This is a genomic window from Agromyces sp. MMS24-K17 (assembly GCF_043950245.1).
GTDB lineage: Bacteria > Actinomycetota > Actinomycetes > Actinomycetales > Microbacteriaceae > Agromyces.
In genome coordinates, this window is sequence record NZ_CP171640.1 from 1,058,770 (window position 1) to 1,083,121 (window position 24,352).

Sequence of the window (24,352 nt, forward strand, 5' to 3'; positions counted from 1 at the left end):
TCGAGGCGTGCGAAGCGGGCGTGCGCGCTGGCCGGAGACGGAGTCGGTCAATCGCGCGAGCGTCGATCATCGCGAAGGATACGCGGAAGGTGGCCGAGTTCGTCGAGTTGCCGGATGACGTAAGGTCCGAGCGGTGCGCGCGCCAGCGAGACGCGGTAGAAGCGAGGGCCGCTCTCATCTCGGACGAGGAGGCCGCGTTCGAGCATCGATCGGATTGCCAGAGAACGTTGTGACGGGCTACCCGAGAATGCCGGTTCGAGATCGCCGGCCTTGACGACCCCGGACCGCGCGGCGAGTTTCAACGCCGAACCCTCGGCTGCCGTCGCTCCCCCGCTCGCGATGAGGCGATCGACGGCGGGGTCGATCAGCCGCTCCGTGAGGAACGTGAAGTCCTGCATCTGGATCAACCGCGCAAGGTCGTCACGAAGGCCATGGACGAAGAACTCGCACCATCCGATCGTCCCGGTGGGGGAGAGGTCGTCGGCGGCCTCGAGCGCCGAATAGTAGCCGTCCCGATCGTTGCCGAACACCGCGGTTGGATTCACGGCCCGATATCCCGGGATCGAATCGAATCCATTGCGTCGGAGCATCGCGTAGGTGAACAGACGCGAGACCCGGCCGTTGCCGTTTCCGAATGGGTGAATCCAGACGAACCGATGGTGGGCGATCGCGGCGTGGATCATCTGCTGGTGCGTTGGCATGTCACGGTTCACGAAGTCCAGGAGCTCGGACATCTCGGCATGGACGTAGACGTGCGACGGTGGCGTGTGTGCTGACTGGGCGATTGATACGTCCCGTCGCCGGTACTCACCCGGAGTCGAGTCGCCTTCGCGTCGAAGCCCATCGACGGTGATGCGATGGAGCTCTCGGACGAATATATGACTCAGCGGCGTGGTCGGGTCGGTCGCATCGATGAAGTCGATGCCGTCGAGGATGTTCGTGATCTCGCGGAGCGCGTCCGACTCCACGGGGGCGGCTGATCCGAGTGGGGGCAACTCGGACAGCGCGTCGTATACCGTCGTGCGATTTCCCTCGATGCGCGCGGAAACGACGCTCATCACGAGGCGGAAGAGCGCGTGGAGTTCGGTGAGCGTCCGCGCTGGCGTCGTTCCATTCCCGAGGTCACCACGGAGGCGTTCGACTTCGAACGCGTACCGGACGAGGTCAGAGCCGAAATCGACTGGTGGAAGTTCGTACTTCTTGTTCACGACCCCTCGATTTCTTGTGTGCGACCCGCGCATTATTTGCACAATTTGGTCATTGTACCCAGTGTTTACAAGCATCTACAATGCGCTGATCATTCCGATTATTTGTGAGCCGTCCCGCCGATACTTGTCATTCCTCGGGCGGAGATCTTCAGATCGGGGCGAAGGTCGACCCGTTCATGTCGAAGGCCCACGCTTCACCCACGTTGCTGCGGGAGCGGCCCTCACCGTTGCGCGCGGCGACCCGGTGCGGGAGTCGCGTGCGTCGGGTGCGTCGGGCGGGGTGGATGCCTCGGGCGAACCGGATGCACCGGACGACGACGTGGTCGACGCGGAGGTCGTCGAGTAGCGACCGGCGGCGCGTCTCGGTTCGAACTCGGGCCTTGCGCTCCGGCGCGTTTCCGATATCGTTGGCCACACCAACGTTGGTAATACCAACGTTGGATGTGCCAACGAAATCAAGAAGGGACCGACATGACCACCACCGAGATCGCCGTCGACCGCACCACCTCCGACGCGCGCACCCTCACGCCCGCGGAGCGCGCGCAGCTCACCGACCTGGTCTCGCACCTCGGGGCCTCGCTCGACGAGCACCGGTTCGAGGCGCTGCGCGAGCTCTTCACCGACGACGCGACCGCGACGACGCCCGGCGGAACCGCCGAGGGGCGCGACGCCGTCATCAACCAGGCGACGCGCAACCACGTCGGCTTCGAACGGCTGCACCACGTCATGACGAACGTGCTCGTCCAGCCCGACCCGGCCGTCGAGGGGGCTCCCCGGACCGCGAGCATCCGGGCCAACCTCATCGCGCACTTCGCGCACGCCGACGGCGTGCCCGTGCTCGCGCTCGGTGCGATCTACCGGCTCGGCGCGCGCGAGACCGACGCCGGCTGGCGGATCGCCGACCTGCGAGTCACCCCGGTGTGGCGGACCGCGGCCGCCTGATCGGCGCCGCCCGCCCGCGACCTAGGCTGGTGCCGTGAACCAGCAACCCGTCCCGCCCCGCCGTCTCGCGGAGCTGCCGTCCTGGTTGCTCAGCAGGGCGGCGGGCGTCGGCGCGGGAATCGTCGGCGCGGCGCTCGCCGCGCACGGCATGCGCCGGCAGCACTTCTCGGTGCTGCACGCCCTCGCCGAACAGGGCTCGGTGAGCCAGGCCGAGCTCGGGAGGCGGCTCGGCATCGATCGCAGCGACCTGCACACGGTGCTCGGCGACCTCGAGGCATCCGCCCTCATCGTCCGCACCCCCGACCCGCGCGACCTGCGACGCAACGCCGTGGCGATCACCCCCCTCGGCGAGGAGGCCCTCGGCGAGCTCGACCGGGCGATCGACGGCGCGCAGCAGACCCTGCTGGCGCCGCTCGACGACGCCGAGCGAGCGGAGCTCGCACGACTCCTCGTGCTCCTGCTCGGCGATTCGGCGCCCACCCCCGACGACTGACCCGGTGCGGTTGTTCACGGTCGGCGGGTAGGCTCCCCGCATGCTCGTGGGGGGTGGCGTCCGCACCGACGGCCTGATCGTCGAGACCGACGGCGGCCCCGTGCGCGGGGCCCATCGCCGGGGGCTCCGGATGTGGCGGGGCATCCCGTACGGCGCCGACACCGGCGGGCCGGGGCGCTTCCGGGCGCCGCGCCCGGCGCCCGGCTGGGACGTGGTGCGCGACGCGATCGACTTCGGGCCGGTCGCGCCGCAGAACCGGCGAGGGCAGTTCATCGGCGCGCACCCGAGGCTGCGACGCAGCGAGGACTGCCTCAGCCTCAACGTGACCGCCCCCGACGAGCCCGTGCGCGGCCGCCCGGTCATGGTCTACATCCACGGCGGCGCGTACAGCGTCGGGTCGTCGGGCGAGTACCCGCGGCAGGGCGAGCTGCTCGTGCGCCGTCACGGCATCGTCTACGTGAGCCTCAACTACCGGCTCGGCGCGCTCGGCTGGCTCGACTTCCGGGCGTACGCGACGGCGGGGCATCCGATCGAGGGCAACCTCGGCCTCCGCGACCAGGTGCTCGCGCTCGACTGGGTGCGGCGGAACGTCGCCGCCTTCGGCGGCGACCCCGACAACGTCACGCTGTTCGGCGAATCGTCGGGCGCGAACGCCGTCACGACGCTGCTCGCCGTGCCGGCGGCCGAAGGGCTCTTCCACCGGGCGATCGCGCAGAGCTCGCCGGCGAACGCGGTCTACGCGACCGATGTCGCCGCCCGGTGGGCGGAGGAGTACGTGGGCGTGCTCGCCCGCCTGGTCGACGACGACGACGTCGAGAGCGAGGCGCCCGACGACGCGGCCGTGATGCTGCGGACGGCGCCGGCGACCGTCCTCGCCGCGGCGACCACCATGCTGTCGGTGCGCACGCCCGACGAGCGGCCCGGCACGATCAGCCTCGCGCCCGTCATCGACGGCGACTTCCTGCCCGAGCGCCCGCTCGACGCCTTCCGCGACGGGCGGGCGCACCGCGTGCCGCTCGTCATCGGCACGAACGACCGGGAGGGGTCGCTGTTCCAGGGGCGCATCGGGATCCTGCCCACGACGAAGCCGCGGATCCGGGCGATCTTCGCGAACACGCGTAAGAAGGCGCGCAAGGCGATCAAGCGGCAGTACCCGGGGCTGCCCGAGCCGAGGCCCGCGGCCGACTTCGCAGGCGACTTCACGTTCTGGTTCCCGAGCGTGAAGGTCGGGGAGCGGCAGTCGCGCTACGCCCCGGTCTACTTCTACCGGTTCGACGCGGCGCCCCCGACGGCGCGACTCGTCGGGCTGGATGCCACGCACGGGCTCGACCTGTTCGCGCTGTTCGAGAAGTTCGACACCGTGACCGGCAGCGGGCTCACCGTACTCGGCGGCCGGCGGATGTACCGCGAGGTCGGGCGCCGGATGCAGGCGCACTGGACGGCGTTCGCCGCGACCGGGGCGCCGCTCGAGGGCTGGCCGCGGTACGACGAGGTCGAGCGGCGCACGCTCGTGTTCGACCGGGTCGACCGCGTCGAGGCCGACCCGCGCGGCGAGAAGCGGCTCGCGTGGCAGGAGTTCGTGCCGCACGTGTGAGGCGCCGGCTGTGCCTTGCCTGTCAACCCTCCGCCCGGCCCTTGCACGGCATCCCCGCGCGCGCGACGATGGGGCATGGCCGTTGCGCTGAGGGGGCTCGCCACCGTCGTCCCGCCCACCGTGCTCGTGCAGGAGGAAGTGCGCGACGTGTTCGCGGCGCAACCGGGGCTCACCCGGCTCGCGCAACGCATCGTCGCGACGTCCTTCAACGTCTCGGGCATCGACACCCGCCACACCGTGCTCATCGAGCTGAGCCGCGAGGCGCACCCCGATGAACCGGTGTTCTTCGACATCCGGAGCGGCGAGCTGCTGCTCCCCGGCACGAAGGCGCGCAACGAGCTCTACGTGGAGCACGCGACGACGCTCTACCTCGACGCGGCGCGCGCCGCGCTCGCCGCGACGCCCGGCATCGGGCCCGCCGACGTGACGCACGTGATCACGGTCTCGTGCACCGGGTTCTACGCCCCCGGCCCCGACTACGTGCTCGCCCGCGACCTCGGGCTGCCGCCCGACGTGGAGCGCTACCACCTCGGGTTCATGGGGTGCTACGCCTCGATCCCCGCGCTCCGGCTCGCGAAGCAGCTGTGCGAGGCGACGCCGGACGCGGTCGTGCTCGTCGTCAGCGCCGAGCTGTGCACCCTGCACCTGCGCGCATCGAACGACCCCGACACGATCGTCGCGTCGTCGCTGTTCTCCGACGGCGCCGGCGCCGGGATCGTCACCGCGCGTCCGCTCGAGCCCGGAGAGCGGGCGTTCGACCTCGACCGGTTCGCGACGCGCATCACTCCGGTCGGCGAGGGCGACATGGCGTGGAAGATCGGCGACCACGGCTTCGAGATGGTGCTGTCGAACGCGGTGCCCGCGATCATCGACCAGCACATCACGGGGGCGATGGAGCCGCTGTTCGCGCACGACGACGCGCTCGCCGAGGCGCTGCGGACGGATGCCTCGAGCGAGGCGATCGAGCACTGGGCGATCCATCCCGGCGGGCGGAGCATCCTCGACAAGGTCGAGTCCCGCCTCGTGCTGACCGAGGAGCAGCTCGTGCCCGCCCGGGCGACGCTGCGCGACTTCGGCAACATGTCGAGCGCGACGGTGCTGTTCGTGCTGCGGCACATCCTCGACCAGGCGTCGTCGGGCGACGGCGAACGGGTCGCCGCGATGGCGTTCGGGCCGGGGCTCACGGTGGAGACGGCGCTGCTCACGGTCCGGGGCTGACGTGGGAGCGGCCGCGGTGCGGGGCCCGCGCCTCGGGTCGCTCGCCGTGCGCGACGCCGACGCCCGCGAACTGATGGACGACCCCGGCTGCGACCCGGCGATGCTCGCCCGCACGTACGCGCGGTTCGGCCTCGTGAACGCCTTCGTCTCCGGGCAGCGCACGTCGTACCGGCACTGGATCCGGCCGCGACGGCGACTCGGGTCGCGCGGGCTGCGGGTGCTCGACGTCGGCACGGGCGGCGGCGACCTGCCCGAACGCCTCGCGCGCTGGGCCGCGGCCGACGGGTTCGATGTCGAGGTCGTCGGCATCGACCCCGACGAACGCGCCATCTCGTTCGCCCGGCGCCGGCCGCCGGTGCCCGGCGTACGGTTCGAGCAGGCGACCACCCGGGAACTCGCGGAACGCGGGGAGCGGTTCGACGTCGTCGTCTCGAACCACGTGCTCCACCACCTCGACGGGCGCGAGCTCGGCGCCCTGCTCGCCGACTCGGAGCGGCTCGCGCGACCGGGCGGGGTGGTGGTGCACGGCGACATCGAGCGCTCGCGCTGGGGGTACGCCGGGTTCGCGGCCGGAACCTGGCCGTTCCGGCGGAACCTCCTGCGCGGCTGCTACATCCGCCCCGACGGGCTCACCTCGATCCGCCGCAGCCACACCGCGCGCGAGCTCGCCCCGGTGCTGCCCGCCGGGTGGGCCGTGCGCCGCGGCTTCCCGTCGCGGCTCGAGGTGGTCTGGCGGGCGCCGGCATGACGCGGGGGTCGCGGGATGCGGCGCCTGCGCGAGACGCCCGCGCGGCACCCGACCCCGACCGCGTGCACGACGTGGCCGTGGTGGGCGGCGGCGCGGTCGGGCTGCTGCTCGCCTGCCTCCTCGCGCGTCGCGGCGTCGACGTCGTGGTGCTCGAGCGTCGGGATGCCCCGGCCGGGCGCACCCGCGCGATCGGCATCCACCCGCCCGGGCTCGCCGCCCTCGACGCGGCCGGAGTCGGGGCCGAGGTGCGGCGCCTCGCCGTGCCGATCCGCGACGGCGTCGTGGCCTGCCGCGGACGGGTCCTCGGGCGGCTCGCCTTCACGGGCGAGCCCGTGCGCTCCCTGCCGCAGCGCGAGACGGAGGCGCTGCTCGAGGCACGACTCGCGCGGCTCGCACCCGGGGCGCTGCACCGCGATGCCGAGGTCGTCGGGGTGCGCGAGCGCGGCCCGGTCGTCGAGGTGGAGCTCGCGGCGGATCGCGCCGCCGACCGCGCCGAGGACCGTGCCGGGAGCGGATCCCGAGTCGTCGCCCGCTACGTCGTGGGCGCCGACGGCGTGCGCAGCCGGGTGCGCGAGGCCGCCGGCATCGGCTGGGCCGCCCGGCCCGGGCGGGCCGAGTACGTCATGGGCGACGCGGACGACACGATGGCCGCGCCCGCGACGGCGCTCCTCTACTTCGAGCCCGCGGGAGTGGTCGAGTCGTTCCCGCTCCCGGGCGGACGCCGCCGATGGGTCGCCTGGCTCCGCCGCCGCCCGGCCGTTCCCCTCACCGCGCACGGCCTCGCGACCATCGTGGCGGCGCGCACCGGGGCATCCGTCGACCTCGCCGGGGCCGCCGAGCCCAGCACGTTCACCGCCCAGCAGCACCTCGCCGACCGCTTCGCCGCCGGGCGGATCGCCCTCGTCGGCGACGCCGCGCACGAGGTCAGCCCGATCGGCGGCCAGGGCATGAACCTCGGCTGGCTCGATGCGCTGGAGCTCGACCGCGTACTCGCCCGGGTGCTCGCTGCCGACGACGCGAGGGCGGCCGACGCGGGGCCGGACCCGTTCGGCGGCTACGCCCGCGTGCGCCGCCGCGCCGCCGGGCGGGCCATCCGGCAGGCGTGGTTCAACATGACCATGGGCGGCGCAGCGTCGGGTGCGCGGCTGCGAGCCCGCAATGCGCTCGTGCGGGTGCTCGGCGTCCCGCCGGTGCGGCGGCTGCTGGCGTCGGCGTTCACCATGCGCGGCCTGTGAGCGCGACGCGCGGCGCGGACTGCCGGGCCGGCGCTCACGCGTCGGCCGGGACGACCCCGTTCGCCTCGGCCGGGATGCGGCGCTCGAGCGCGGCCGCGAGCACGCCGATGCCGACGCAGCCGAGCACCATGACGGCGATGTACCAGCCGTCGAGGCCCTGGTCGAGGAGCACGCCGGCCGCGATCGGGCCGGTGATCGCGCCGCCCTGGAACGCCCCGGAGTTGATCGCGTTGAACCGGCCGCGATTGCGGTCGGTCGCGAGGTCGTTGTAGACCGCGGGCACGGTCGGTTGCAGGAGCGTCTCGCCGAACGCGAAGACGCCCATGAACGCGAGCACCCCGATCGCGGCGGCGAGCGTGTCGGGCACGAGTCCCGTCGCGCCGAGCACGATCCACGAGAGCGCCCAGACGCCGGCCATCACCTGCATCGCGCGCGTGCGCCGGCGGCCGCTGATCAGCTTCAGCACGGTGAACTGCAGCAGCACGATCACGGCGGTGTTCACGGCGAACGCGAACCCGACGACCTGCGTCGACACCTCGGCCGTGCCGCGGGCGAAGGCGGGGAACCCGGCCTCCATCTGCCCGTAGCCGATGAACACCGAGATGAAGGTGAGCAGCGTCAGCCACCGCACGGCGGGCATGCGGAGGATCTCGCGGTAGCCGGCGACGGGTGCCGCGTCGGCGTCGTCGGCCGCCGGGTCGCCGTGGGTGCGCACCCGGCGCAGCGGCCCGAGCAGCAGCGCCATCGGGATCAGGCTGCTGGCCGCGTCGACGAGGAAGATCGTCGTGAAGGTCTCGGGCGCGTCGACGTCGACGTAGAAGCCGCCGATGATGCCGCCGACCCCGATGCCGAGGTTGATGAGCGCGAAGTTCACGCCGAAGTACTGCTGGCGCAGGTCGCCCTGCACGACGGTCGCGATGAGGGCGTTGAAGCCGGGCCACGACACGCCGAAGTTCACGCCGATGAGCACGAGGGCGACCGCGGCCGCGGCGGGCTCGGTCGCGAATGCGAGCAGCGTGCACCCGGCGATCATCGAGGTGAGGCCGACGAGCAGCACGGGCCGCGCGCCGAACCGGTCGATGAGCGTGCCGCCGGGGCCGGTGATCACGAGCCCGGTGATCGCGATCAGGCTCATCAGGGCGCCCGACAGCCCGAGGTCGAAGCCGCGCACCTCGTGCAGGTAGATGATCGTGAAGGGCAGCGTGAGCCCGCGGCCGAGGGTCTGGATGGCGACCGTGGACAGCAGCCACCGGCCCTCGGTCGGGAGGGCGCCCCAGAATCCTCGGATGCCGCTGGTCACCACCGCATCCTGCCGGACGCCGCCGACATCCCGCGAACCGGGCGTTCGGCCCCCGTTCTGGGGGAGGCCAGTCGTCCGCAGCCGCGAGCCCGCGCGGTGGCCCCCCGAGTAAGGTCTCGCCCGGCTCGTCGAGTCGGCCTGCGTGCGTCCGGGGGAACGCACGCAGGACCGTTCAGCCTGCCCCGGGAGGTCATCGTGGCCCGTCCCATCGGCATCGTCGCCGTCCTCGGCGCGTTCGCCCTCGTGCTCAGCCAGCCGCTCGCCGCCGTCGCCGCGCCCGGCGCGAGCCCCGGGGCGGCGCCGCCGCCGGGGGGCGCCTCCGCAGCCGCCCTCGGGTTCGACGACGGCCTGCTCGTGCGCACCGACGAGGTCGGCGACGTGCTCTCCGTGCTGAACCCGGTGGGCGCACTCACCGGCCCGAGCGCCGCGGCACCGCTCGACATCGTGCTCGGCTACCTCGGCGCGCACGCCGATGCGTTCGGCCTGGGCGGCGGCGGCCTCGCCTCGCTCGTGCCCGATGCGCCCATCACCGACCCGAGCGGCGTCACCTACGTCATCCTGCGCCAGCAGGTCCAGGGGCTGCCGGTGCACCAGGCGGTGTTCACCGCGAGCGTCGCCGAAGACGGCCGGCTCGTGCACGTCGGCGGCACGGCGGCGGATGTCCCGGGCGACGCCGCGCGTGCCGCGCCGGCGGAGCCCGACGTCACGGCCGCCGAGGCCATCGCCGAGGCCGCGAGCGAGGCATCCGATGCGCCCGTCGTCGCGGCCGAGGTGCCGCGCGAGGCGCAGACGACCGAGGCCGAGGCCGTCGAGGTGCCGAACACGCTCGCCGACGCGGGCCTCGCGAACCCGACGCCGCTGAAGGCCGAGCAGCGCTGGTTCCCGACCGACCACGGCCGGGCGCTCACGCTGGCGTGGGTCACCGACGTCGAGCTGTCGGGCCAGGTCTGGGTCGAGTCGATCGTCGACGCGGCCACGGGCGAGGTGCTCGACGAGTCGAGCCGGTACGCGCACCTCGGGCCCGAGGGCGACGTCTTCGACGAGGAGCATCCGGATGCCTCCGGCGCGAGCCGCGAACTGCATCCGTTCTCGGGCATCAACGGCACCTGGGTGGCCGACGACACCACGAGCGGCAACAACGTGGACGCCTACCGCGACCTCGACGACGACGACGCGAACAACGAGTACCAGCCGGTCACGCCCGCCTCGGGCGACCCCGGCTACCAGGTGTTCGACTACGCGTTCACCGACGCCTGGCGCACGAACGCCGACGGCGCCGACGCGAGCCTCGACGCCGACCTCGACGCGATCATCACGCAGCTCTTCTACTACACGAACGTGATGCACGACTACACGTACGAGCTCGGCTTCACCGAGGCGTGGCGCAACTTCCAGGTCGACAACTTCGGCAACGGGGGCAGCGACGGCGACCCGGTGCTCGCCGAGGCGCAGGACGGCTGGGACTTCGGCTGCGAGGACGACGACTCGAACCCGGTGCGCTGCATGAACAACGCGAACTTCGGCACGCCCGGCGACGGGTCGAGCCCGCGCATGCAGATGTACATGTGGTCGCCGCCGAACCGGCCCTACCGCGACGGCTCGATGGACGGCGACGTCATCGCGCACGAGTTCGGCCACGGCGTCTCGACGCGACTCGTCGGCGGCGGCAGCTTCGACTACGGCGACGACCAGACGGGCGCGCTCGGCGAGGGCTGGAGCGACGTGCTCTCCTTCCTGAAGTGGGACGACACGATGGTCGGCGAGTACGTCACGGGCAACACGACGACCGGCATCCGCTCGGTCGCGTACGACACGTCGCCGCTCGTCTACTCCGACTACAACCCGTACGACCCCGCCGGCGACGGCAGCCCGCACGGCAACGGCACGATCTGGGCGACCATGGTCTACGCCGTCCGCGCGTTCATCGGGCTCCAGGCGGCCGAGCAGCTCGTCATCGACGGCATGAAGGCCACCGACGTCGGCGCGAAGCCGACGTTCGTCGACGCCCGCAACGGCCTCATCGCCGCCGACGTGGCGACGAACGGCGGCTCGCACGTGTGCGCGATCTGGTCGGCGTTCGCCCAGCGCGGCCTCGGCGCGAACGCCGTGGCGGCGGGCACGAACGGGCACGCCGCCCAGGTCGACGACACGACCCTGCCGGCCGGGTGCGCGCCGACGGCCGACGCCGGCGGTCCGTACGCGACGATCGAGGGCACGGATGCCCCGCTCGACGGGTCGGGCTCGAGCGCGGGCAGCGACCCGAGCGCGGGCGCGATCTCCGCGTGGGAGTGGGACCTCGACGCGGACGGGCAGTACGACGACGCGTTCGGGTTCGCCCCGTCGTTCGACCGGGTCGGGCAGGACGGCTCCTACCCGATCGGGCTGCGGGTCACCGACCTGTACGGCAACGTCTCGACCGACACCGCCACGGTAGAGGTCGCGAACGTCGCGCCGACGGTGACGATCGACCCGGTGCCGGCGCTCGACGAGGCGGCGCGCACCGCGACGATCCGCGGCGTCGTGTCGGACCCGGGCTGGCTCGAGGACCTGTCGGCGACGATCGACTTCGACGACGGCGCGGGCCCGCAGCCGCTCGCCGGCGCCGAGGAGCAGGTGCGCCCCGACGCGACGCTCGCGTTCGAGACGACCTACGACTTCGGCGACGACGGCCTGTTCGAGGTCGAGGTCTGCGGCCTCGACGACGACACGTCGACGTGTGCGACGGTCGACGTGGATGTGGCGAACATCGACCCGTCGATCACGATCGACACGTCGGGCACGCAGGCGTACGACGGGGTCGAGGCCTTCGTGCTCGACGCCGGCGGCAGCGTGACGATCCCGCTCGACGCGACCGATCCCGGCAGCGACGACCTCGAGCTCACGTGGGACTGGGACGACGGCACGACCGACACCGAGGTGTCGCTCGTGAACCCGCCCGTCCCCGACCCGCTGAAGTCGCCGACGGTGCAGCCGCGCGCGGTGGGCTTCTCGGCCGACCACGTGTACGCCGACGCCTGCCTCTACGACTTCGTGGCGACCGCGGCCGACGACGACGGCGGTTCCGCGACCGACGAGGCGGCGATCGTGGTCGTCGGCGACGGCACGAAGTCGAAGCAGCACGGCTGGTGGCTGAACCAGGTCCGCGAGAAGAAGAACGCCGACTTCACCGAGGCCGAGCTCGAGTGCTACCTCGACATCGCGGTGTTCTTCTCGACGGTCTTCGACACGCCGCTCGACCGCGACGACGCCGTGGCGATCTTCCACTCGCCGCCGAACAACGACGCGAACGCGCAGTTCGACCAGTTCCTGCTGGCCGCATGGCTGAACTTCGCGAACGGCTCGGTGGGCCTGGCCACCCCGGTGAAGGTGGACGGCGTGTGGACGACCTGGGGTACGGCGATGCTCGCGCTCGAGGACGTGCGCACGAACCCGGCGTCGACCCCGCAGGACGTGCGGCAGGCGAAGGGCAAGCTCGCCGGGCTCGTCACGACGAGCGGGTGAGGCGGCGATGCGCATGCGCGCCTCTTCCGCCGAAGCCCCGGTCATCGCTAAGGTTCGGGGTATCAGGCACCGGGGAGGGGTGGCGATATGACCGAGCAATTCGAGACGGGCACCGCTGTGCTGAGCAGCGGGCGGGTGAAATCGGTACGGCTGGCGGGACTGGCCGGACTGATCGGCGGCATCCTGCTGATCGTGGTGGCGATCGTCGCCTGGATCGCCGTGACGACCCAGCTCCGCGCCGAGAACATCACGATCCCCGACGACGCGATCGCGTTGCAGGGGCAGCAGGTCGGCGGCCCGATCACGGCCTACATCCAGGCCGACATCATCAACAAGCACGCGATGGAGGCGAGCGGCGGGAAGACCTACGCCGAACTCGACCAGGACGACCCGGTGCGCGAGACCGTGATGAACGCCTCGTTCCTGCGGTCGTCGCTGTACACCTCGGTGGTCGCCTACGGCGTCGCGTTGTTCGCCGCCGGCGTGGGCGTGCTGTTCATCCTGTTCGGGTGGGCATTGCGCATCCTCGTGCCACCGTTGCCGAAGGAGGCGTAGCGCCCTCGGCGCCACTCGGGGCCCGGTCCGCTCGGACCGGGCCCCGAGTGCGTCCCGGTGCACGCGAACTTGCGCCGAGTCGGGGGATGCCTCGGGCGGGGCATCCCCCTAGGCTCGGTCCCATGCTCGCCACCGTCATCCACGCCGCCCGTGACATCCGCGTCGAAGAGGTCGCCGACCCCGTGCTCTCGAGCGGCCGCGACGCGATCGTGCGCGTCGTCGCCGCCTGCGTGTGCGGCTCCGACCTCTGGCCGTACCGGGGCGTGCAGCCCACCGAGCGACCGCACCGCATCGGCCACGAGTTCGTCGGCGTCGTCGAGGCGGTCGGCGACGAGGTCGCCCTCGTGAAGGTCGGCGACTTCGTGATCGCGCCGTTCTACGTGTGCGACAACACGTGCGTGAACTGCCGCAATGGCGTCTCGACGTCGTGCCTGCACGGCAGCTGGTGGGGCGGCGACGATCGCGCCGGCGGCTTCGCCGACGGCGGCCAGGGCGAGCAGGTGCGCGTGCCGCTCGCCGACGGCACCCTCGTCGTCGTGCCGGGGCCGGTGGAGGACCACGAGGTGCCCGGCCTGCTGACGCTCGCCGACGTGATGGGCACCGGCCATCACGCCGCGGTGTCCGCCGGCGTGCGCCCGGGGTCGTCGGTCGCAGTGGTCGGCGACGGCGCCGTCGGGCTGTGCGGCATCATCGCCGCCCGTCGGCTCGGCGCGACCACGATCATCGCGATGTCGCGGCACCGCGACCGGCAGGAGCTCGCCCGCGACTTCGGCGCCACGCACATCGTCGCCTCGCGCGGTGACGAGGGCGTGCTGGCCGTGCAGGAACTGACCGGCGGCATCGGCGCCGACCACGTGCTCGAGTGCGTCGGCACGAAGGAGTCGATGGACCAGGCGCTCCGCTCGGCGCGCCCCGGCGGCCGCGTCGGGTTCGTGGGCGTGCCGAACGGCGGCCCGGAGCTGCCGATCCGCCGCATGTTCAACACGAACGTCGGCGTGCACGGGGGCGTCGCACCGGTGCGCGGCTACATCGAGGAGCTGCTGCCGGACGTGCGGTCGGGTGCGATCGAGCCGGGCCGGGTGTTCGACCTCGAGCTGCCGCTCCGCGAGGCCGCCGAGGCGTACGCCGCGATGGACGAGCGGCGCGCGGTGAAGGTGCTGCTGCGGCCGTAGCCGCCGTCGCGGCCGCAGCCGCGGCCGGCGTCAGCTCAGGCTGGTGGGCAGCGCGGCGGCGAACGCCGCGTTGAACGCGGCGACGAACATCCAGATGGCGGCGACCACGTTGATCACCGTCACCGCGATCGCCACCCACATGGTCGCGGCGCCTCGACCCGCCTGCTTCCGGATGACCACCGACCGCCCGATCAGGTAGACGAGCGAGCTGAGGAACCCCCACGCCCAGTGGAACCGGCGGCCGTAGCCGAGCTGCTCGAGGCGGCGGGAGTCGAGGTAGCCGAACCAGACGGCGAGGCCGTACAGCGGCCAGGTGATCAGCGTCTGGAGCGTGTAGAAGGGGTCGGCGACGTAGCCGAGCGATTCCGCGGGCGACGACGGCGCCAGCGCCGCCGCGAAGACGGCGTCGTAGTCGATGAACGGGAGCAGCAGGGTCGACAGGAGCGGGAGCAGCGCGATCGTCCAGCTCCAGCCGGTGTCGACGGGCGTGCCGTCGGGCACGCGGGACGGCTGCGCCACGCCGAAGGTGGCCGGGTCGTAGGGCGCGGCGGCGCCGACCTGCACCGGGTACGCGGACTGGCCCTGGTATGCCGGTTGCTCCACGGAGGCGGGCTGGGCCGCAGAGGCGGGCTGGGCCGCGTACGCCGGCTGCGCGGTCGCCGCGGGCGCGACGTGGTGGGTCCAGCCGATGCCGTCCCACCAGCGCTGCCCGCCCGAGCCGCTCGGATCGGCGTACCACCCGGGGGCGATCTGTGTGTCGGCGGGCTCGGTCATGGGGCTCCTCGGTCGGTCGGGCGTCGTGGGGCTGTGCGGGTCGGCTCATCGTACTGACGGATGCACCGCCGGGGGCAGCCCACTTCGGGTGCCGGGTCCGGGTCGCGGCAGGCGACGCGGATGCCCCGCCCGCCGTCAGGCGCCGGGGCGTCAGGCCTCGACGTCGTCGAGCCGGGCGATGACGACCTCGAGCAGCCGGGCGAGCTCGCCGCGCTCGGCGTCGTCGAGGTCGCGGAGCACGTCGGACTCGACGACCTCGGAGCCGCGGATCGCGAGGCTGAACAGCTCCCAGCCGCCATCGGTGAGGGTGACGAGGATCCGGGTGCGGTTGCCGGGATCGGGGGCGCGCTGCACGAGGTCGCGGTCGGCGAGCTTGTCGAGCCGGTGCGTCATCGACGATGGCGCGACGTTCGTCTGGTCGGCGAGCTGGCTCGGCGTGAGCGGTTCGCCGGACTTCGCGAGCGACGCGACCACGGCCCACTCGCCGGCGCTGAGGTCGAGGTCGGCGAGCTGCCGGGCGTACCACTGGTCGAGCTTGCGCGACAGGCTCTGCACCGCGGTGATGACGCGCTGCACCGACTCCTCGCCGCCGGCGGCGACGTACGCGGCGACCGCGCGGCGGTGCAGCTCGGGCGCGGTCGGGGTTCGCTTGGCCATGCGGGAATTCTCCCACGCGGAGTTCGGTTGCTAATATTTCGATATCGAATAGTTCAGCTTCGAAACCTGACGGTCGGCGCGGGTCGGGGCATCCGTCACCTCGGGAGGGGGATCCGTCATGCGCGCGAAGCTGCTCGTGCTCGCGTCCGCCATCGGCATGCTCGGCTGGGGCGGCATCCTGCCGTTCCAGTACGCGTACGCCGCCGAGACGCGGGAGTGGGGCGCGCTCGTCGCGGCCGCCGCGTCGTCGCTCTTCTCCGTCGGCGCGCTCGCCGCCGCGCCGCTGGCCGGCCGGCTCAGCGACCGGTACGACCCCGTGAAGGTCGCCGTCGTCGCGCAGCTCGTCGCGGCCGCCGGTGCCGCCTCGCTGATCCTCGCGAACGACCCCGTCACCTTCCTCGCCGGCATGCTCGTGTTCGGCCTCGGGCTCTCGGGGGCGTCGCCGGCGAAGCAGGTGCTCGCCCTCCAGTGGTCGTCGAGCGAGGACCGCCGGCGCGTCTTCGCCTACAAGTTCACCGGCGAGTCGCTCGGCATGGCCGCCGGCGCCTTCCTCGCCGGGCACCTCGTCGACCTCGACCGGCCCGACGGGCTCACGGTCGGCTTCGCCATGGCCGCGGCGGGGTTCGTGCTCTCGTCGGCGATCATCGCCCTGGCCGGTCGCGGCGCCCCGGTGCCGAGCGAGTTCGGCCGCGCGGGCGACGACCCGCGCGACGGAGCCGGCCGCGGCGCGGTGCGCGCGATCGTCGCCGATCCCGCGCTGCGCTGGTCGGCCATCGTGACGATCGCGCTCGCGCTCGGCTTCTACGCCCAGTTCGAGTCGGGCCTCCCGGCCTACGGCATCACCGTGCTCGGCGTCGACCCCGCCGCCATCGGCACGGCCGCCGCCGTCAACTGCATCGTGATCGTCGCGCTGCAGGTCGTGATGGTGCGGCTCACCGCCAAGCGCAGCGCGCCGGTGCTGCTCATGGCCGTGGGAGCCATCTGGGTGATCGCCTGGCTCGGCCTGTCGGCCGCGCAGGTCGTCGACCCCGTGATCGCGTCGGCCGTGTTCGTCACCGCCTACGGCGTCTTCGCCGTCGGCGAGACGATCTACAGCCCGGTGCTGAACCCGCTCGTCGCCTCCCTGGCTCCCGCCGGGCGGGTCGGCGGCACGCTCGGTACCATCTCGGCGCTGCAGACGGCGTTCTCGGCGGCGGGCCCGCTCGTGGCGGGCGTGCTGCTCGGCGCGGGGCTGACGGGCGTGTTCCTGGGACTCCACCTCGGCGTGAGCCTCGTGGCCGTGTTCGCGGCCTGGCGCGTGCACCGCGCGCTCGCGGCCCGGGGGCGGCGAGCGCGTGCGGGCGCGACGGACCGCGCGACGGCCGTCGAGGCGCCGTCCGCCGACGCCGCCGAGCGCCGCGACTCCCCGCCGACCGAGCCGATCGCGCTCGGGCGGCTCACCGACGCCTGACCAGCGGAGACGACGACGGGCTCCCGGGGATGCATCCCCGGGAGCCCGTTCCGTTCCGTTCCGCCGCGACTACTCGCCGGCGATGACGAGCTCGTCGAGCGGCTTGCGCACGCGCGGGGCGACCTCGCGCTCGCGGAGGGCGTCGGGCAGCGCGTCCACGTCGCCGAGCACGCCGACGGCGGTCACCGAGACGACCTCGAAGCGCTCGCCGAGGCCGAACGCCTCGGCGATGCGAGCGCCGTCGAAGCCGCCCATCTGGTGGGTGTGCAGGCCCTCGTGCTGGGCCTGCACCGAGTAGTGCGCGACGGCCTGGCCGAGGTCGTAGCGGGCCCACGGCCGCGGCTTGCCCTCGTCGTCGGCGATCTCGGCGACGTTCGCGATGAGCACGGCCGCCGAGTCGGCCCAGGCCTGGTTGAAGCCGAGCAGCGCGTCGTGGAGCGTGGTGAACGCCTCCGAGCCCCGGCGGGCGACGATGAAGCGCCACGGCTGGGTGTTGTTGGCCGACGGGGCCCAGCGCGCGGCCTCGAGCACGGTGCGCAGGGCGTCGGCGGGGATCTCCGCGGCGGGGTCGTACGCGCGCGGGCTCCAGCGGTCGACGAGGGCGTCGATCAGGGGCGCCGTGGTGTCGGCGCGGCGGGAGGTGAGGTCGGTCACGAGGGTCATGGCGAGGGCCTTTCGATGGAGATGGGTGGAGCCGGGGCGCCGTCGACCCGCTCGATTCAAACGCATGCAAGCCCGGGGTATTCCCGACGCGTAACTCGATGAAACGGTTCGTCATCGGACGGAGCATCCCGGCCCCCTTCCCACCCGCGGCCCGCTGTGCGACCATGGCGAGCGGTGCGCCCGACGATGAGCGCACGACCCCGAACGGAAAGGCCGAACATGCCACGCTTCCGATCCATAGCGGCGACCTCCGCCCTGGCACTCGCCATCACCGCCCTCGCGGCGGCACCGGCGGCCGTCGCGACCGACACGTCCGAGGGCGCCGAGCAGGAGTACGTCGTCCTGTTCACCGAGGGCGCCTCGACCGCCGACGCGCGAGCCGCCGTCGCCGCGGCGGGCGGCACCATCGTCAGCGAGAACACCGACGTGGGCGTCGCGACCGTCGCGACCACGAACGCCGAGTTCGCCGCCGACGCCGCGGCCCAGGGCGCGATCCAGGGCACCGCCCAGAACCGCGTCATCGGCGACGTGCCGGAGGACAAGGCCTCCGACGAGCAGATCCGCAAGGCCGACGCCGTCGAGGAGGAGACCAAGGTCGCCGGCGCGAACGCCAAGGGCTCGAAGCCCGGCCAGGGCGGCGGCGCCGCGAAGAACGAGCCGCTCGCCTCGTACCAGTGGGACATGCAGCAGATCGGCGCCACCGCCGACGGCTCGTACAAGTACGAGAAGGGCTCCAAGCAGGTCCGGGTGGGCATCATCGACACCGGCGTCGACGGCAGCCACCCCGACATCGCGCCGAACTTCGACGCGAAGCTGAGCCGCAACTTCACCACCGACATCCCGTTCGACGCCAACGGCGGGTACATCGACGGCCCCTGCGAGGACGAGCCCGACCAGTCGTGCTCCGACCCGGCCGACGTCGACGAGGACGGCCACGGCACGCACGTCGCCTCCACGATCGGCGCGCCGATCAACGGCATCGGCATCGCGGGCGTCGCGCCGAACGTGACCCTCGTGAACCTCCGCGCCGGCCAGGACTCGGGCTACTTCTTCCTGCAGCCGTCGGTCGACGCGCTCACCTACGCGGGCCGCACCGGCATCGACGTCGTCAACATGAGCTACTACGTCGACCCGTGGCTGTTCAACTGCGCCTCGCACCCGGCGGACTCTCCGGAGGACCAGCAGGAGCAGCAGACCATCGTGGCCGCCATGCAGCGCGCCCTCGACTTCGCCCGCAACCGCGGCGTGACGCTCGTGGCCGCCGCCGGCAACGAGGCATCCGACTACACCAAGGTCCTCAGCGACGCGACGAGCCCCGACTTCGCCGACGTGCCGGGTGAGGCCGCCTACGTGCGCGACCTGCTCGACCCCGCGTCGTGCGTGTCGGTGCCGTCGGAGAGCCGCGGCGTGATCTCGGTGTCGAGCACCGGCGTCTCGAAGCGCAAGGCGTACTACTCGAACTACGGCAACGGGTACATCGACGTGGCCGCCCCCGGCGGCGACGTGTACGACACCGCGACGAACACCCGCGACATCTCGAAGGCGATCCTCGCGGCGTACCCGAAGTCGCTCGCCGAGGCCAACGGCGAGATCGACGAGAACGGCGAACCGACGGTCGAGTACGTCGTGAAGAGCTGCGACAAGAACGGCAAGTCCTGCGCGTACTACCAGTACCTGCAGGGCACGTCGATGGCCTCGCCGCACGCGGCCGGCGTCGCGGCGCTGATCGTCAGCAAGTACGGCCTGCCCGACGTCGTGCGCGGCGGCAAGTACCTCCCGGCGCAGGTCGTCGAGCAGGTGCTGCTGCGTTCGGCCGTCGACACCGCGTGCCCGACGCCCCCGGCGTTCACCTACACGCGGATCACGCCGGCCGGCGCGACCATCACCGCGACGCACACCTGCGAGGGCGGTACGTCGAAGAACGGGTTCTACGGCGACGGCATCGTGAACGCGCTGCGGGCGATCGGCCGATAGGCCGGCGCCCCGCACCGCATCCACGGAACGACACGACGGGCGGATGCCGCGACTCGCGGCATCCGCCCGTCGGCGTCTGCGGCCGCCCGCGCGGGGCGACCGATCGGCGGCGCGAGCGCTCGCACCGCCGGCGTGATCAGGCCCGCTCGAGCTCCTCGCCGATGCCGGCGACGAACGCGTCGATGTCGTCCTCGCTCGTGTCGAACGAGCACATCCAGCGCACCTCGCCGCGCGCGGCATCCCAGTCGTAGAAGCGGAAGCCGCGGTCGCGCAGCCGGTCGGCCACGCCCGCGGGCAGTGCCGCGAAGACGCCGTTCGACTCGGTCGGCTGCGTGAAGGAGAGGCCCGGAAGGCCGCCGGCGGCGATCCCGGCCTCGAGGCCGTCGCGGAGGCGCTTGGCCATCGCGTTCGCGTGCGACGCGCTCCGCAGCCACAGGTCGCCCTCGTACAGGGCGATGAGCTGGGCCGAGACGAACCGCATCTTCGACGCGAGCTGCATGTTCAGCTTCCGCAGGAACGTGAGCCCCTCGGAGGCGGCGGGGTTCAGCACCACGATCGCCTCGGCGCCGAGCGCGCCGTTCTTCGTGCCGCCGACGCTCACGACGTCGACGCCGGCGTCGGTGGTGAAGGCGCGGAGCGGGGCATCCAGCGCGGCCGCCGCGTTCGACAGGCGCGCGCCGTCGAGGTGCACGCGCATGCCGAGCGAGTGCGCGTGGTCGGCGATCGCGCGGATCTCCTCGATCGAGTAGCGGGTGCCGAGCTCGGTGGTCTGCGTGATCGACACGACGAGCGGCTGCGCGCGGTGCTCGTCGCCCCAGCCCCACGCCTCGCGGTCGATGAGCTCGGGGGTGAGCTTGCCGTTCGGTGTCGGCACGCCGAGGATCTTGATGCCCGCGACCCGCTCGGGCGCGCCGCCCTCGTCGGTGTTGATGTGCGCGGTGGTCGCCGCGACGACCGCGCCCCAGCGCGGCAGCATCGACTGCAGGCCGGTCACGTTCGCGCCGGTGCCGTTGAAGACGGGGAAGGCCTGAGCATCCTCACCGAAGTGCCCGGCGAAGACGTGCTGCAGGCGCTCGGTGTACTGGTCTTCCCCGTACGCGACCTGGTGGCCGCCGTTGGCCTGCGCGATCGCGTCGAGCACCTCGGGGTGCACGCCGGAGTAGTTGTCGGAGGCGAAGCCGCGGAAGGTGGTGTCGTGGAGCTGGTCGGTCACCGAACCATCCTCGCACCTGCGCCTCCGACAACCCGGGGCGCTACCCGCGCAGCGCCTCCGAGAACTTCACCCGGGCGCCCGTGCGCAGCAGCGAGTGCCGGTAGATGCGGTCGCCGACGAGCAGCGCGAGCACCGTCGTCGCGACCAGGATCGCGAGCGACACGATCGGCTCCCACCACTCGGCCTGCTCGAGGAACACCCGCATCGGCATGCCCACCGGCGCCGAGAACGGCACGTAGCTCATGATCGCGAGCACGGTCGGGTTGTCGTTGAAGAACACGATGAGCAGGTACGGCAGCATCACGAGCATCGTCACCGGGGTGGTCACCGAGCCGACGTCCTCGGCGCGCGACACGGTCGCGGCGGTCGCCGCGAACAGGGCGGCGAGCATGATGAAGCCGACGGCGAAGAACGCGACGAACCAGACGACGGATGCCCCGAGCCCGCCGAGCAGCACCTGTTGGCCGGTGAGCGCGAGCCCGAGGATCGCGAGCCCGGCGATGGCTACGATCTGCGCGAACGCCATGACGCTGTTGCCGAGGACCTTGCCGGTGAGCAGCGCCCGCGCCGACACCGTCGACAGCAGGATCTCGATGATGCGGGTCTGCTTCTCCTCGACGACCGACTGCGCGATGGTCTGGCCGAAGGTCAGCGCCGAGAAGAAGAAGACGATGCCGAATCCGAAGGCGACGAAGTACGCGAGCTGCGGGTCGACGGGCGCGACGTCGAGGATCGCGACGGGCGGGACCAGGGCGAGGGAGGATGCCACGCCCCAGGGCGCGTCGCCGAGGCCGATGACCGTGACGGGCGAGTCCGCCGCGACCGTGCCCGGCGGCTCGGCGGCGACGAGGTCGCCTCCCGCGGCGAGGTCGGACGCGGCGACCTCGTCGGTCGGCGCCACGATCGCCTCGACGTCGCCGTCGCGGAGGAGCGCCTCGGCATCGGCGAGGTCGGCCGCGGGAACGGCCTCGAGCGAGGCGACGCCCGCGACGGCGTCGGCCGCGGTGCCCACGACGGCGACCCGCGAGGGCTCGTCCTGCGAGCCGAACACCGAGCCGAGGATCACCGAGGCGAGTACCGCGGCCATCAGCACGATCGTCGAGATCACGAACGCCTTGCTGCGCAGTCGGGTGGTGATCTCGCGGCCGGCGACGAGGCCGCTGGCCTGGGTGAACGACGGGTCGCGTCGCTCGAGCTGCGTGCTCATCGCACGACCTCCTGGAAGATCTGGGCGAGCGTGGTCTGCTCGCGGGTGAAGCTGACGACGTCCCCGCGGGACACCGCCTCGGCGAGGACGGCGTGGCGCGCGGCATCCGTCTCGGCCTCGAAGAGCGCCCAGCCGCCGTCGAAGGTGACGACCCGGACGCCGGGGATGCCGCGCACCCAGCCGGCGTCGTTGGAGGTGAGGAGCTCCCAGCGGTCGCTCGCGAACTCCTCGCGGAGCGCGTCGCGCGGCCCGGCCGCGCGGATCGTGCCGCCCGCGATGATGACGAGGTCGTCGCAGAGCCGCTCGACGACGTCGAGCTGGTGCGACGAGAACAGCACCGGCGCGCCCTGCGCTGCCACGTCGGCGAGCACCGACTGCACCGTCTCGACGGCCATCGGGTCGAGGCCCGAGAACGGCTCGTCGAGGATGAGCACTTCGGGGCGGTGCACCAGCGCGGCGGCGATCTGGGCGCGCTGCTGGTTGCCGAGCGAGAGCGACTCGACGGTGTCGCCGAGCCGCTCGCCGAGGCCGAGCCGCTCGAGCAGCTCGGTCGCGTTGCGGCGGGCGGCGGCCGCCGACCAGCCGTGCAGGCGGGCGAGGTACACCGTCTGCTCGAGCACCTTCATCTTCGGGTAGAGCCCGCGCTCCTCCGGCATGTAGCCGAACGTGCGCCGGTCGGCCGCGGCGAGCGGCTTCCCGTCGAGGGTGACGGTGCCGCCGTCCGCGGCGAGCACGCCGAGGACGATGCGCATGGTCGTGGTCTTGCCGGCGCCGTTGCCGCCGACGAAGCCGGTGAGACGGCCGTCGCCGACGGTGAAGCCCACGCGGTCGAGGGCCAGGCGGTCGCCGTACCGCTTGGTGAGGTCGTTGAGTTCGAGCATGGCTCAACGCTAGGGATGCGGCGTGCGGCGGGGCATCCGTCGCGCGGGGGGTTCTCGGGGCAGTCGGGGCGCCGCGCGGCGGACGCATCCGGCGCGCCTCCGCCGCGCCTCCGCCGCGAGGGGGAGATGCGCGCGCGTCGGGAGGATGCAACGGGTTCCGGATGTCGGCGGGCGCGGTTACCCTGCACGGATGGATGTCGCCACCGGGGGGATGCGGACGTTCGTCCAGGTGCTCGTGAACACGGCCGTCGCGAACATCACGACGAGCTTCCTGTGGTTCGCGCTGACCTTCTGGGTCTACCTCGAGACGCGGTCGGTGCTCGCCACCGGCATCATCGGGGGCGCGTACATGCTGCTCATCGCGTTCTTCGCGATGCTGTTCGGCACGCTCGTCGACCGGCACCGCAAGCTCCGGGTCATGCAGTTCTCGAGCCTCGTGACGCTCGGGTCGTTCATCATCGCGGGCGCCCTGTACCTGCTCCACCCCGAGTCGGCGCTGCTCGACCTCGGCGGGCCGTGGTTCTGGGCGTTCACGGGCATCATCCTGTTCGGCTCGGTCATCGAGAACCTGCGCAACATCGCGCTGTCGACGACCGTCACCCTGCTCGTGCCCGAGGAGCGGCACGCGAACGCGAACGGCCTCGTCGGCACCGTGCAGGGGCTCGCCTTCATCGTCACCAGCGTGTTCAGCGGGCTCGCGATCGGGCTGCTCGGCATGGGCTGGACCCTCGTCATCGCGATCGCGCTCACCCTCGTCGCCCTCGTGCACCTGCTATTCCTCCGCATCCCCGAGGAGCGGCCCGAGCCCGCCGAGGGCGAGAAGGCGCCGACGATCGACTTCCGGGGCAGCTTCGCCGCGGTCCGCAAGGCGCCCGGCCTGTTCGCGCTCATCCTGTTCTCGACGCTGAACAACCTCATCGGCGGCGTCTACATGGCGCTCATGGACCCGTACGGCCTCACGATCTTCTCGGTCGAGGCCTGGGGGTTGGTGCTCGGCGTGACCGCGACCGGCTTCATCATCGGCGGACTCGTCATCGCGAAGTTCGGGCTCGGGAAGAACCCGATCCGCACCATGCTGCTCGTCGTCATCGGCATGGGCGTGCTCGGTTCGCTCTTCACGATCCGCGAGTGGTGGCCGCTCTACGCGATCGGCATCTGGGCGTACATGTGCCTCATCCCCGTGGTGGAGGCGTCCGAGCAGACCGTGATCCAGAAGGTCGTCCCGTTCCGCACGCAGGGGCGGGTGTTCGGGTTCGCGGCCGCCGTCGAGTCGGCCGCCGCGCCGGTCACGGCGTTCCTCATCGCCCCGATCGCGCAGTTCTGGCTCATCCCGTACATGGAGTCCGACGCCGGCCAGGAGGTCTGGGGCTGGCTGCTCGGCGACGGCGACGCGCGGGGCATCGCGCTCGTGTTCCTGTTCTCGGGGCTCGTCATGGTGGTGCTCGCGCTCGTCGCGTTCACGACGAAGTCGTACCGGCTGCTGTCGGCGGAGTACGCGGGCAACGAGGAGTCGGTGCCGGCCGACGAGCCCGTGGACGAAGCGGCCGCCGACCCTCGCCGCTGACCG

20 protein-coding genes are annotated in these 24,352 nt (G+C 72.5%); 12 read left to right on the forward strand and 8 right to left on the reverse strand.

From position 1 onward, the window contains the following. Positions 1-47: 47 nt before the first annotated feature. Complete coding sequence (locus ACGGZK_RS04760; protein WP_395245112.1) at positions 48-1,208, reverse strand: Fic family protein; 1,161 nt, start codon at positions 1,206-1,208, stop codon at positions 48-50. Positions 1,209-1,679: 471 nt separating this feature from the next. Here ACGGZK_RS04760 and ACGGZK_RS04765 point away from each other — a divergent pair, with 471 nt between their 5' ends. The 6 genes from ACGGZK_RS04765 (at position 1,680) to ACGGZK_RS04790 (ending at position 7,438) form a co-directional block, all read left to right on the forward strand. Beyond that, entirely contained in the window at positions 1,680-2,150 is a 471-nt protein-coding gene (locus ACGGZK_RS04765; protein ID WP_395245113.1) for a nuclear transport factor 2 family protein, read from the forward strand. 34 nt (positions 2,151-2,184) lie between these two features. Then, positions 2,185-2,643: a MarR family winged helix-turn-helix transcriptional regulator gene (locus ACGGZK_RS04770; protein ID WP_395245114.1), complete on the forward strand. Its 459-nt coding sequence runs from the start codon at positions 2,185-2,187 to the stop codon at positions 2,641-2,643. 40 nt (positions 2,644-2,683) lie between these two features. After that, the gene (locus ACGGZK_RS04775; RefSeq protein WP_395245115.1) at positions 2,684-4,237 is read left to right on the forward strand and encodes a carboxylesterase/lipase family protein; all 1,554 of its coding nucleotides are present in this window, start codon (positions 2,684-2,686) and stop codon (positions 4,235-4,237) included. Between the two features lie 75 nt (positions 4,238-4,312). Next, positions 4,313-5,455, forward strand: a complete 1,143-nt coding sequence (locus tag ACGGZK_RS04780) for a type III polyketide synthase (protein ID WP_395245116.1) — start codon at positions 4,313-4,315, stop codon at positions 5,453-5,455. 16 nt (positions 5,456-5,471) lie between these two features. Further along, on the forward strand, positions 5,472-6,203 hold the full coding sequence (locus ACGGZK_RS04785) for a methyltransferase domain-containing protein (protein WP_395245117.1): 732 nt from the start codon (positions 5,472-5,474) through the stop codon (positions 6,201-6,203). After that, the gene (locus tag ACGGZK_RS04790) at positions 6,200-7,438 is read left to right on the forward strand and encodes an FAD-dependent oxidoreductase (protein WP_395245118.1); all 1,239 of its coding nucleotides are present in this window, start codon (positions 6,200-6,202) and stop codon (positions 7,436-7,438) included. Before ACGGZK_RS04785 ends, ACGGZK_RS04790 begins: the two co-directional genes overlap by 4 nt. Before the next feature lie 34 nt (positions 7,439-7,472). Here the strand turns inward: ACGGZK_RS04790 and ACGGZK_RS04795 are convergent, their stop codons facing one another. Beyond that, entirely contained in the window at positions 7,473-8,738 is a 1,266-nt protein-coding gene (locus ACGGZK_RS04795; RefSeq protein ID WP_395245119.1) for an MFS transporter, read from the reverse strand. A 195-nt stretch (positions 8,739-8,933) separates the two neighbouring features. On the opposite strand from ACGGZK_RS04795, the gene ACGGZK_RS04800 reads away from it, so the two are divergent. The 3 genes from ACGGZK_RS04800 (at position 8,934) to ACGGZK_RS04810 (ending at position 13,966) form a co-directional block, all read left to right on the forward strand. Continuing rightward, positions 8,934-12,239, forward strand: a complete 3,306-nt coding sequence (locus ACGGZK_RS04800; protein ID WP_395245120.1) for a M36 family metallopeptidase — start codon at positions 8,934-8,936, stop codon at positions 12,237-12,239. Between the two features lie 87 nt (positions 12,240-12,326). Further along, positions 12,327-12,794, forward strand: a complete 468-nt coding sequence (locus tag ACGGZK_RS04805) for an aromatic ring-opening dioxygenase LigA (RefSeq protein ID WP_395245121.1) — start codon at positions 12,327-12,329, stop codon at positions 12,792-12,794. A gap of 122 nt (positions 12,795-12,916) precedes the next feature. Continuing rightward, on the forward strand, positions 12,917-13,966 hold the full coding sequence (locus ACGGZK_RS04810) for a zinc-dependent alcohol dehydrogenase family protein (RefSeq protein ID WP_395245122.1): 1,050 nt from the start codon (positions 12,917-12,919) through the stop codon (positions 13,964-13,966). 30 nt (positions 13,967-13,996) lie between these two features. Here ACGGZK_RS04810 and ACGGZK_RS04815 read toward each other — a convergent pair whose 3' ends face one another. Further along, positions 13,997-14,740, reverse strand: coding sequence for a DUF2510 domain-containing protein (locus ACGGZK_RS04815; protein WP_395245123.1), 744 nt, complete (start codon positions 14,738-14,740; stop codon positions 13,997-13,999). Positions 14,741-14,890: 150 nt separating this feature from the next. Next, positions 14,891-15,397 (reverse strand): MarR family winged helix-turn-helix transcriptional regulator, encoded by a 507-nt coding sequence (locus ACGGZK_RS04820; protein WP_395245124.1) that lies wholly within the window; start codon positions 15,395-15,397, stop codon positions 14,891-14,893. A 118-nt stretch (positions 15,398-15,515) separates the two neighbouring features. On the opposite strand from ACGGZK_RS04820, the gene ACGGZK_RS04825 reads away from it, so the two are divergent. Beyond that, positions 15,516-16,847: an MFS transporter gene (locus tag ACGGZK_RS04825; protein WP_395245125.1), complete on the forward strand. Its 1,332-nt coding sequence runs from the start codon at positions 15,516-15,518 to the stop codon at positions 16,845-16,847. Positions 16,848-16,916: 69 nt separating this feature from the next. Here ACGGZK_RS04825 and ACGGZK_RS04830 read toward each other — a convergent pair whose 3' ends face one another. Continuing rightward, positions 16,917-17,510, reverse strand: a complete 594-nt coding sequence (locus ACGGZK_RS04830) for a nitroreductase family protein (RefSeq protein ID WP_395245126.1) — start codon at positions 17,508-17,510, stop codon at positions 16,917-16,919. A 219-nt stretch (positions 17,511-17,729) separates the two neighbouring features. Between ACGGZK_RS04830 and ACGGZK_RS04835 the strand changes: the two genes are divergently transcribed. After that, on the forward strand, positions 17,730-19,484 hold the full coding sequence (locus ACGGZK_RS04835) for a S8 family peptidase (RefSeq protein ID WP_395245127.1): 1,755 nt from the start codon (positions 17,730-17,732) through the stop codon (positions 19,482-19,484). Positions 19,485-19,620: 136 nt separating this feature from the next. On the opposite strand, the gene ACGGZK_RS04840 is transcribed toward ACGGZK_RS04835, so the two are convergent. Genes ACGGZK_RS04840 through ACGGZK_RS04850 form a run of 3 tightly spaced genes read right to left on the reverse strand, consistent with a single transcriptional unit; the run spans position 19,621 to position 22,785 of the window. Continuing rightward, positions 19,621-20,697 (reverse strand): threonine aldolase family protein, encoded by a 1,077-nt coding sequence (locus ACGGZK_RS04840; protein ID WP_395245128.1) that lies wholly within the window; start codon positions 20,695-20,697, stop codon positions 19,621-19,623. 40 nt (positions 20,698-20,737) lie between these two features. Further along, complete coding sequence (locus ACGGZK_RS04845) at positions 20,738-21,904, reverse strand: ABC transporter permease (RefSeq protein WP_395245129.1); 1,167 nt, start codon at positions 21,902-21,904, stop codon at positions 20,738-20,740. Continuing rightward, positions 21,901-22,785 (reverse strand): ABC transporter ATP-binding protein, encoded by an 885-nt coding sequence (locus ACGGZK_RS04850; RefSeq protein ID WP_395245130.1) that lies wholly within the window; start codon positions 22,783-22,785, stop codon positions 21,901-21,903. Before ACGGZK_RS04850 ends, ACGGZK_RS04845 begins: the two co-directional genes overlap by 4 nt. A gap of 190 nt (positions 22,786-22,975) precedes the next feature. Here ACGGZK_RS04850 and ACGGZK_RS04855 point away from each other — a divergent pair, with 190 nt between their 5' ends. Beyond that, a complete protein-coding gene (locus ACGGZK_RS04855; RefSeq protein ID WP_395245131.1) occupies positions 22,976-24,349 on the forward strand; it encodes an MFS transporter in 1,374 nt (457 codons plus the stop codon). Positions 24,350-24,352: the final 3 nt, after the last annotated feature.

Coding starts and splice junctions, on each gene's coding strand:
- ACGGZK_RS04765 (WP_395245113.1), top strand. CDS start 1,680: ATGACCACCACCGAGATCGCCGTCGACCGCACCACCTCCGACGCGCGC.
- ACGGZK_RS04775 (WP_395245115.1), top strand. CDS start 2,684: ATGCTCGTGGGGGGTGGCGTCCGCACCGACGGCCTGATCGTCGAGACC.
- ACGGZK_RS04780 (WP_395245116.1), top strand. CDS start 4,313: ATGGCCGTTGCGCTGAGGGGGCTCGCCACCGTCGTCCCGCCCACCGTG.
- ACGGZK_RS04790 (WP_395245118.1), top strand. CDS start 6,200: ATGACGCGGGGGTCGCGGGATGCGGCGCCTGCGCGAGACGCCCGCGCG.
- ACGGZK_RS04805 (WP_395245121.1), top strand. CDS start 12,327: ATGACCGAGCAATTCGAGACGGGCACCGCTGTGCTGAGCAGCGGGCGG.
- ACGGZK_RS04810 (WP_395245122.1), top strand. CDS start 12,917: ATGCTCGCCACCGTCATCCACGCCGCCCGTGACATCCGCGTCGAAGAG.
- ACGGZK_RS04815 (WP_395245123.1), bottom strand. CDS start 14,740: ATGACCGAGCCCGCCGACACACAGATCGCCCCCGGGTGGTACGCCGAT.
- ACGGZK_RS04820 (WP_395245124.1), bottom strand. CDS start 15,397: ATGGCCAAGCGAACCCCGACCGCGCCCGAGCTGCACCGCCGCGCGGTC.
- ACGGZK_RS04825 (WP_395245125.1), top strand. CDS start 15,516: ATGCGCGCGAAGCTGCTCGTGCTCGCGTCCGCCATCGGCATGCTCGGC.
- ACGGZK_RS04830 (WP_395245126.1), bottom strand. CDS start 17,510: ATGACCCTCGTGACCGACCTCACCTCCCGCCGCGCCGACACCACGGCG.
- ACGGZK_RS04835 (WP_395245127.1), top strand. CDS start 17,730: ATGCCACGCTTCCGATCCATAGCGGCGACCTCCGCCCTGGCACTCGCC.
- ACGGZK_RS04845 (WP_395245129.1), bottom strand. CDS start 21,904: ATGAGCACGCAGCTCGAGCGACGCGACCCGTCGTTCACCCAGGCCAGC.
- ACGGZK_RS04850 (WP_395245130.1), bottom strand. CDS start 22,785: ATGCTCGAACTCAACGACCTCACCAAGCGGTACGGCGACCGCCTGGCC.
- ACGGZK_RS04855 (WP_395245131.1), top strand. CDS start 22,976: ATGGATGTCGCCACCGGGGGGATGCGGACGTTCGTCCAGGTGCTCGTG.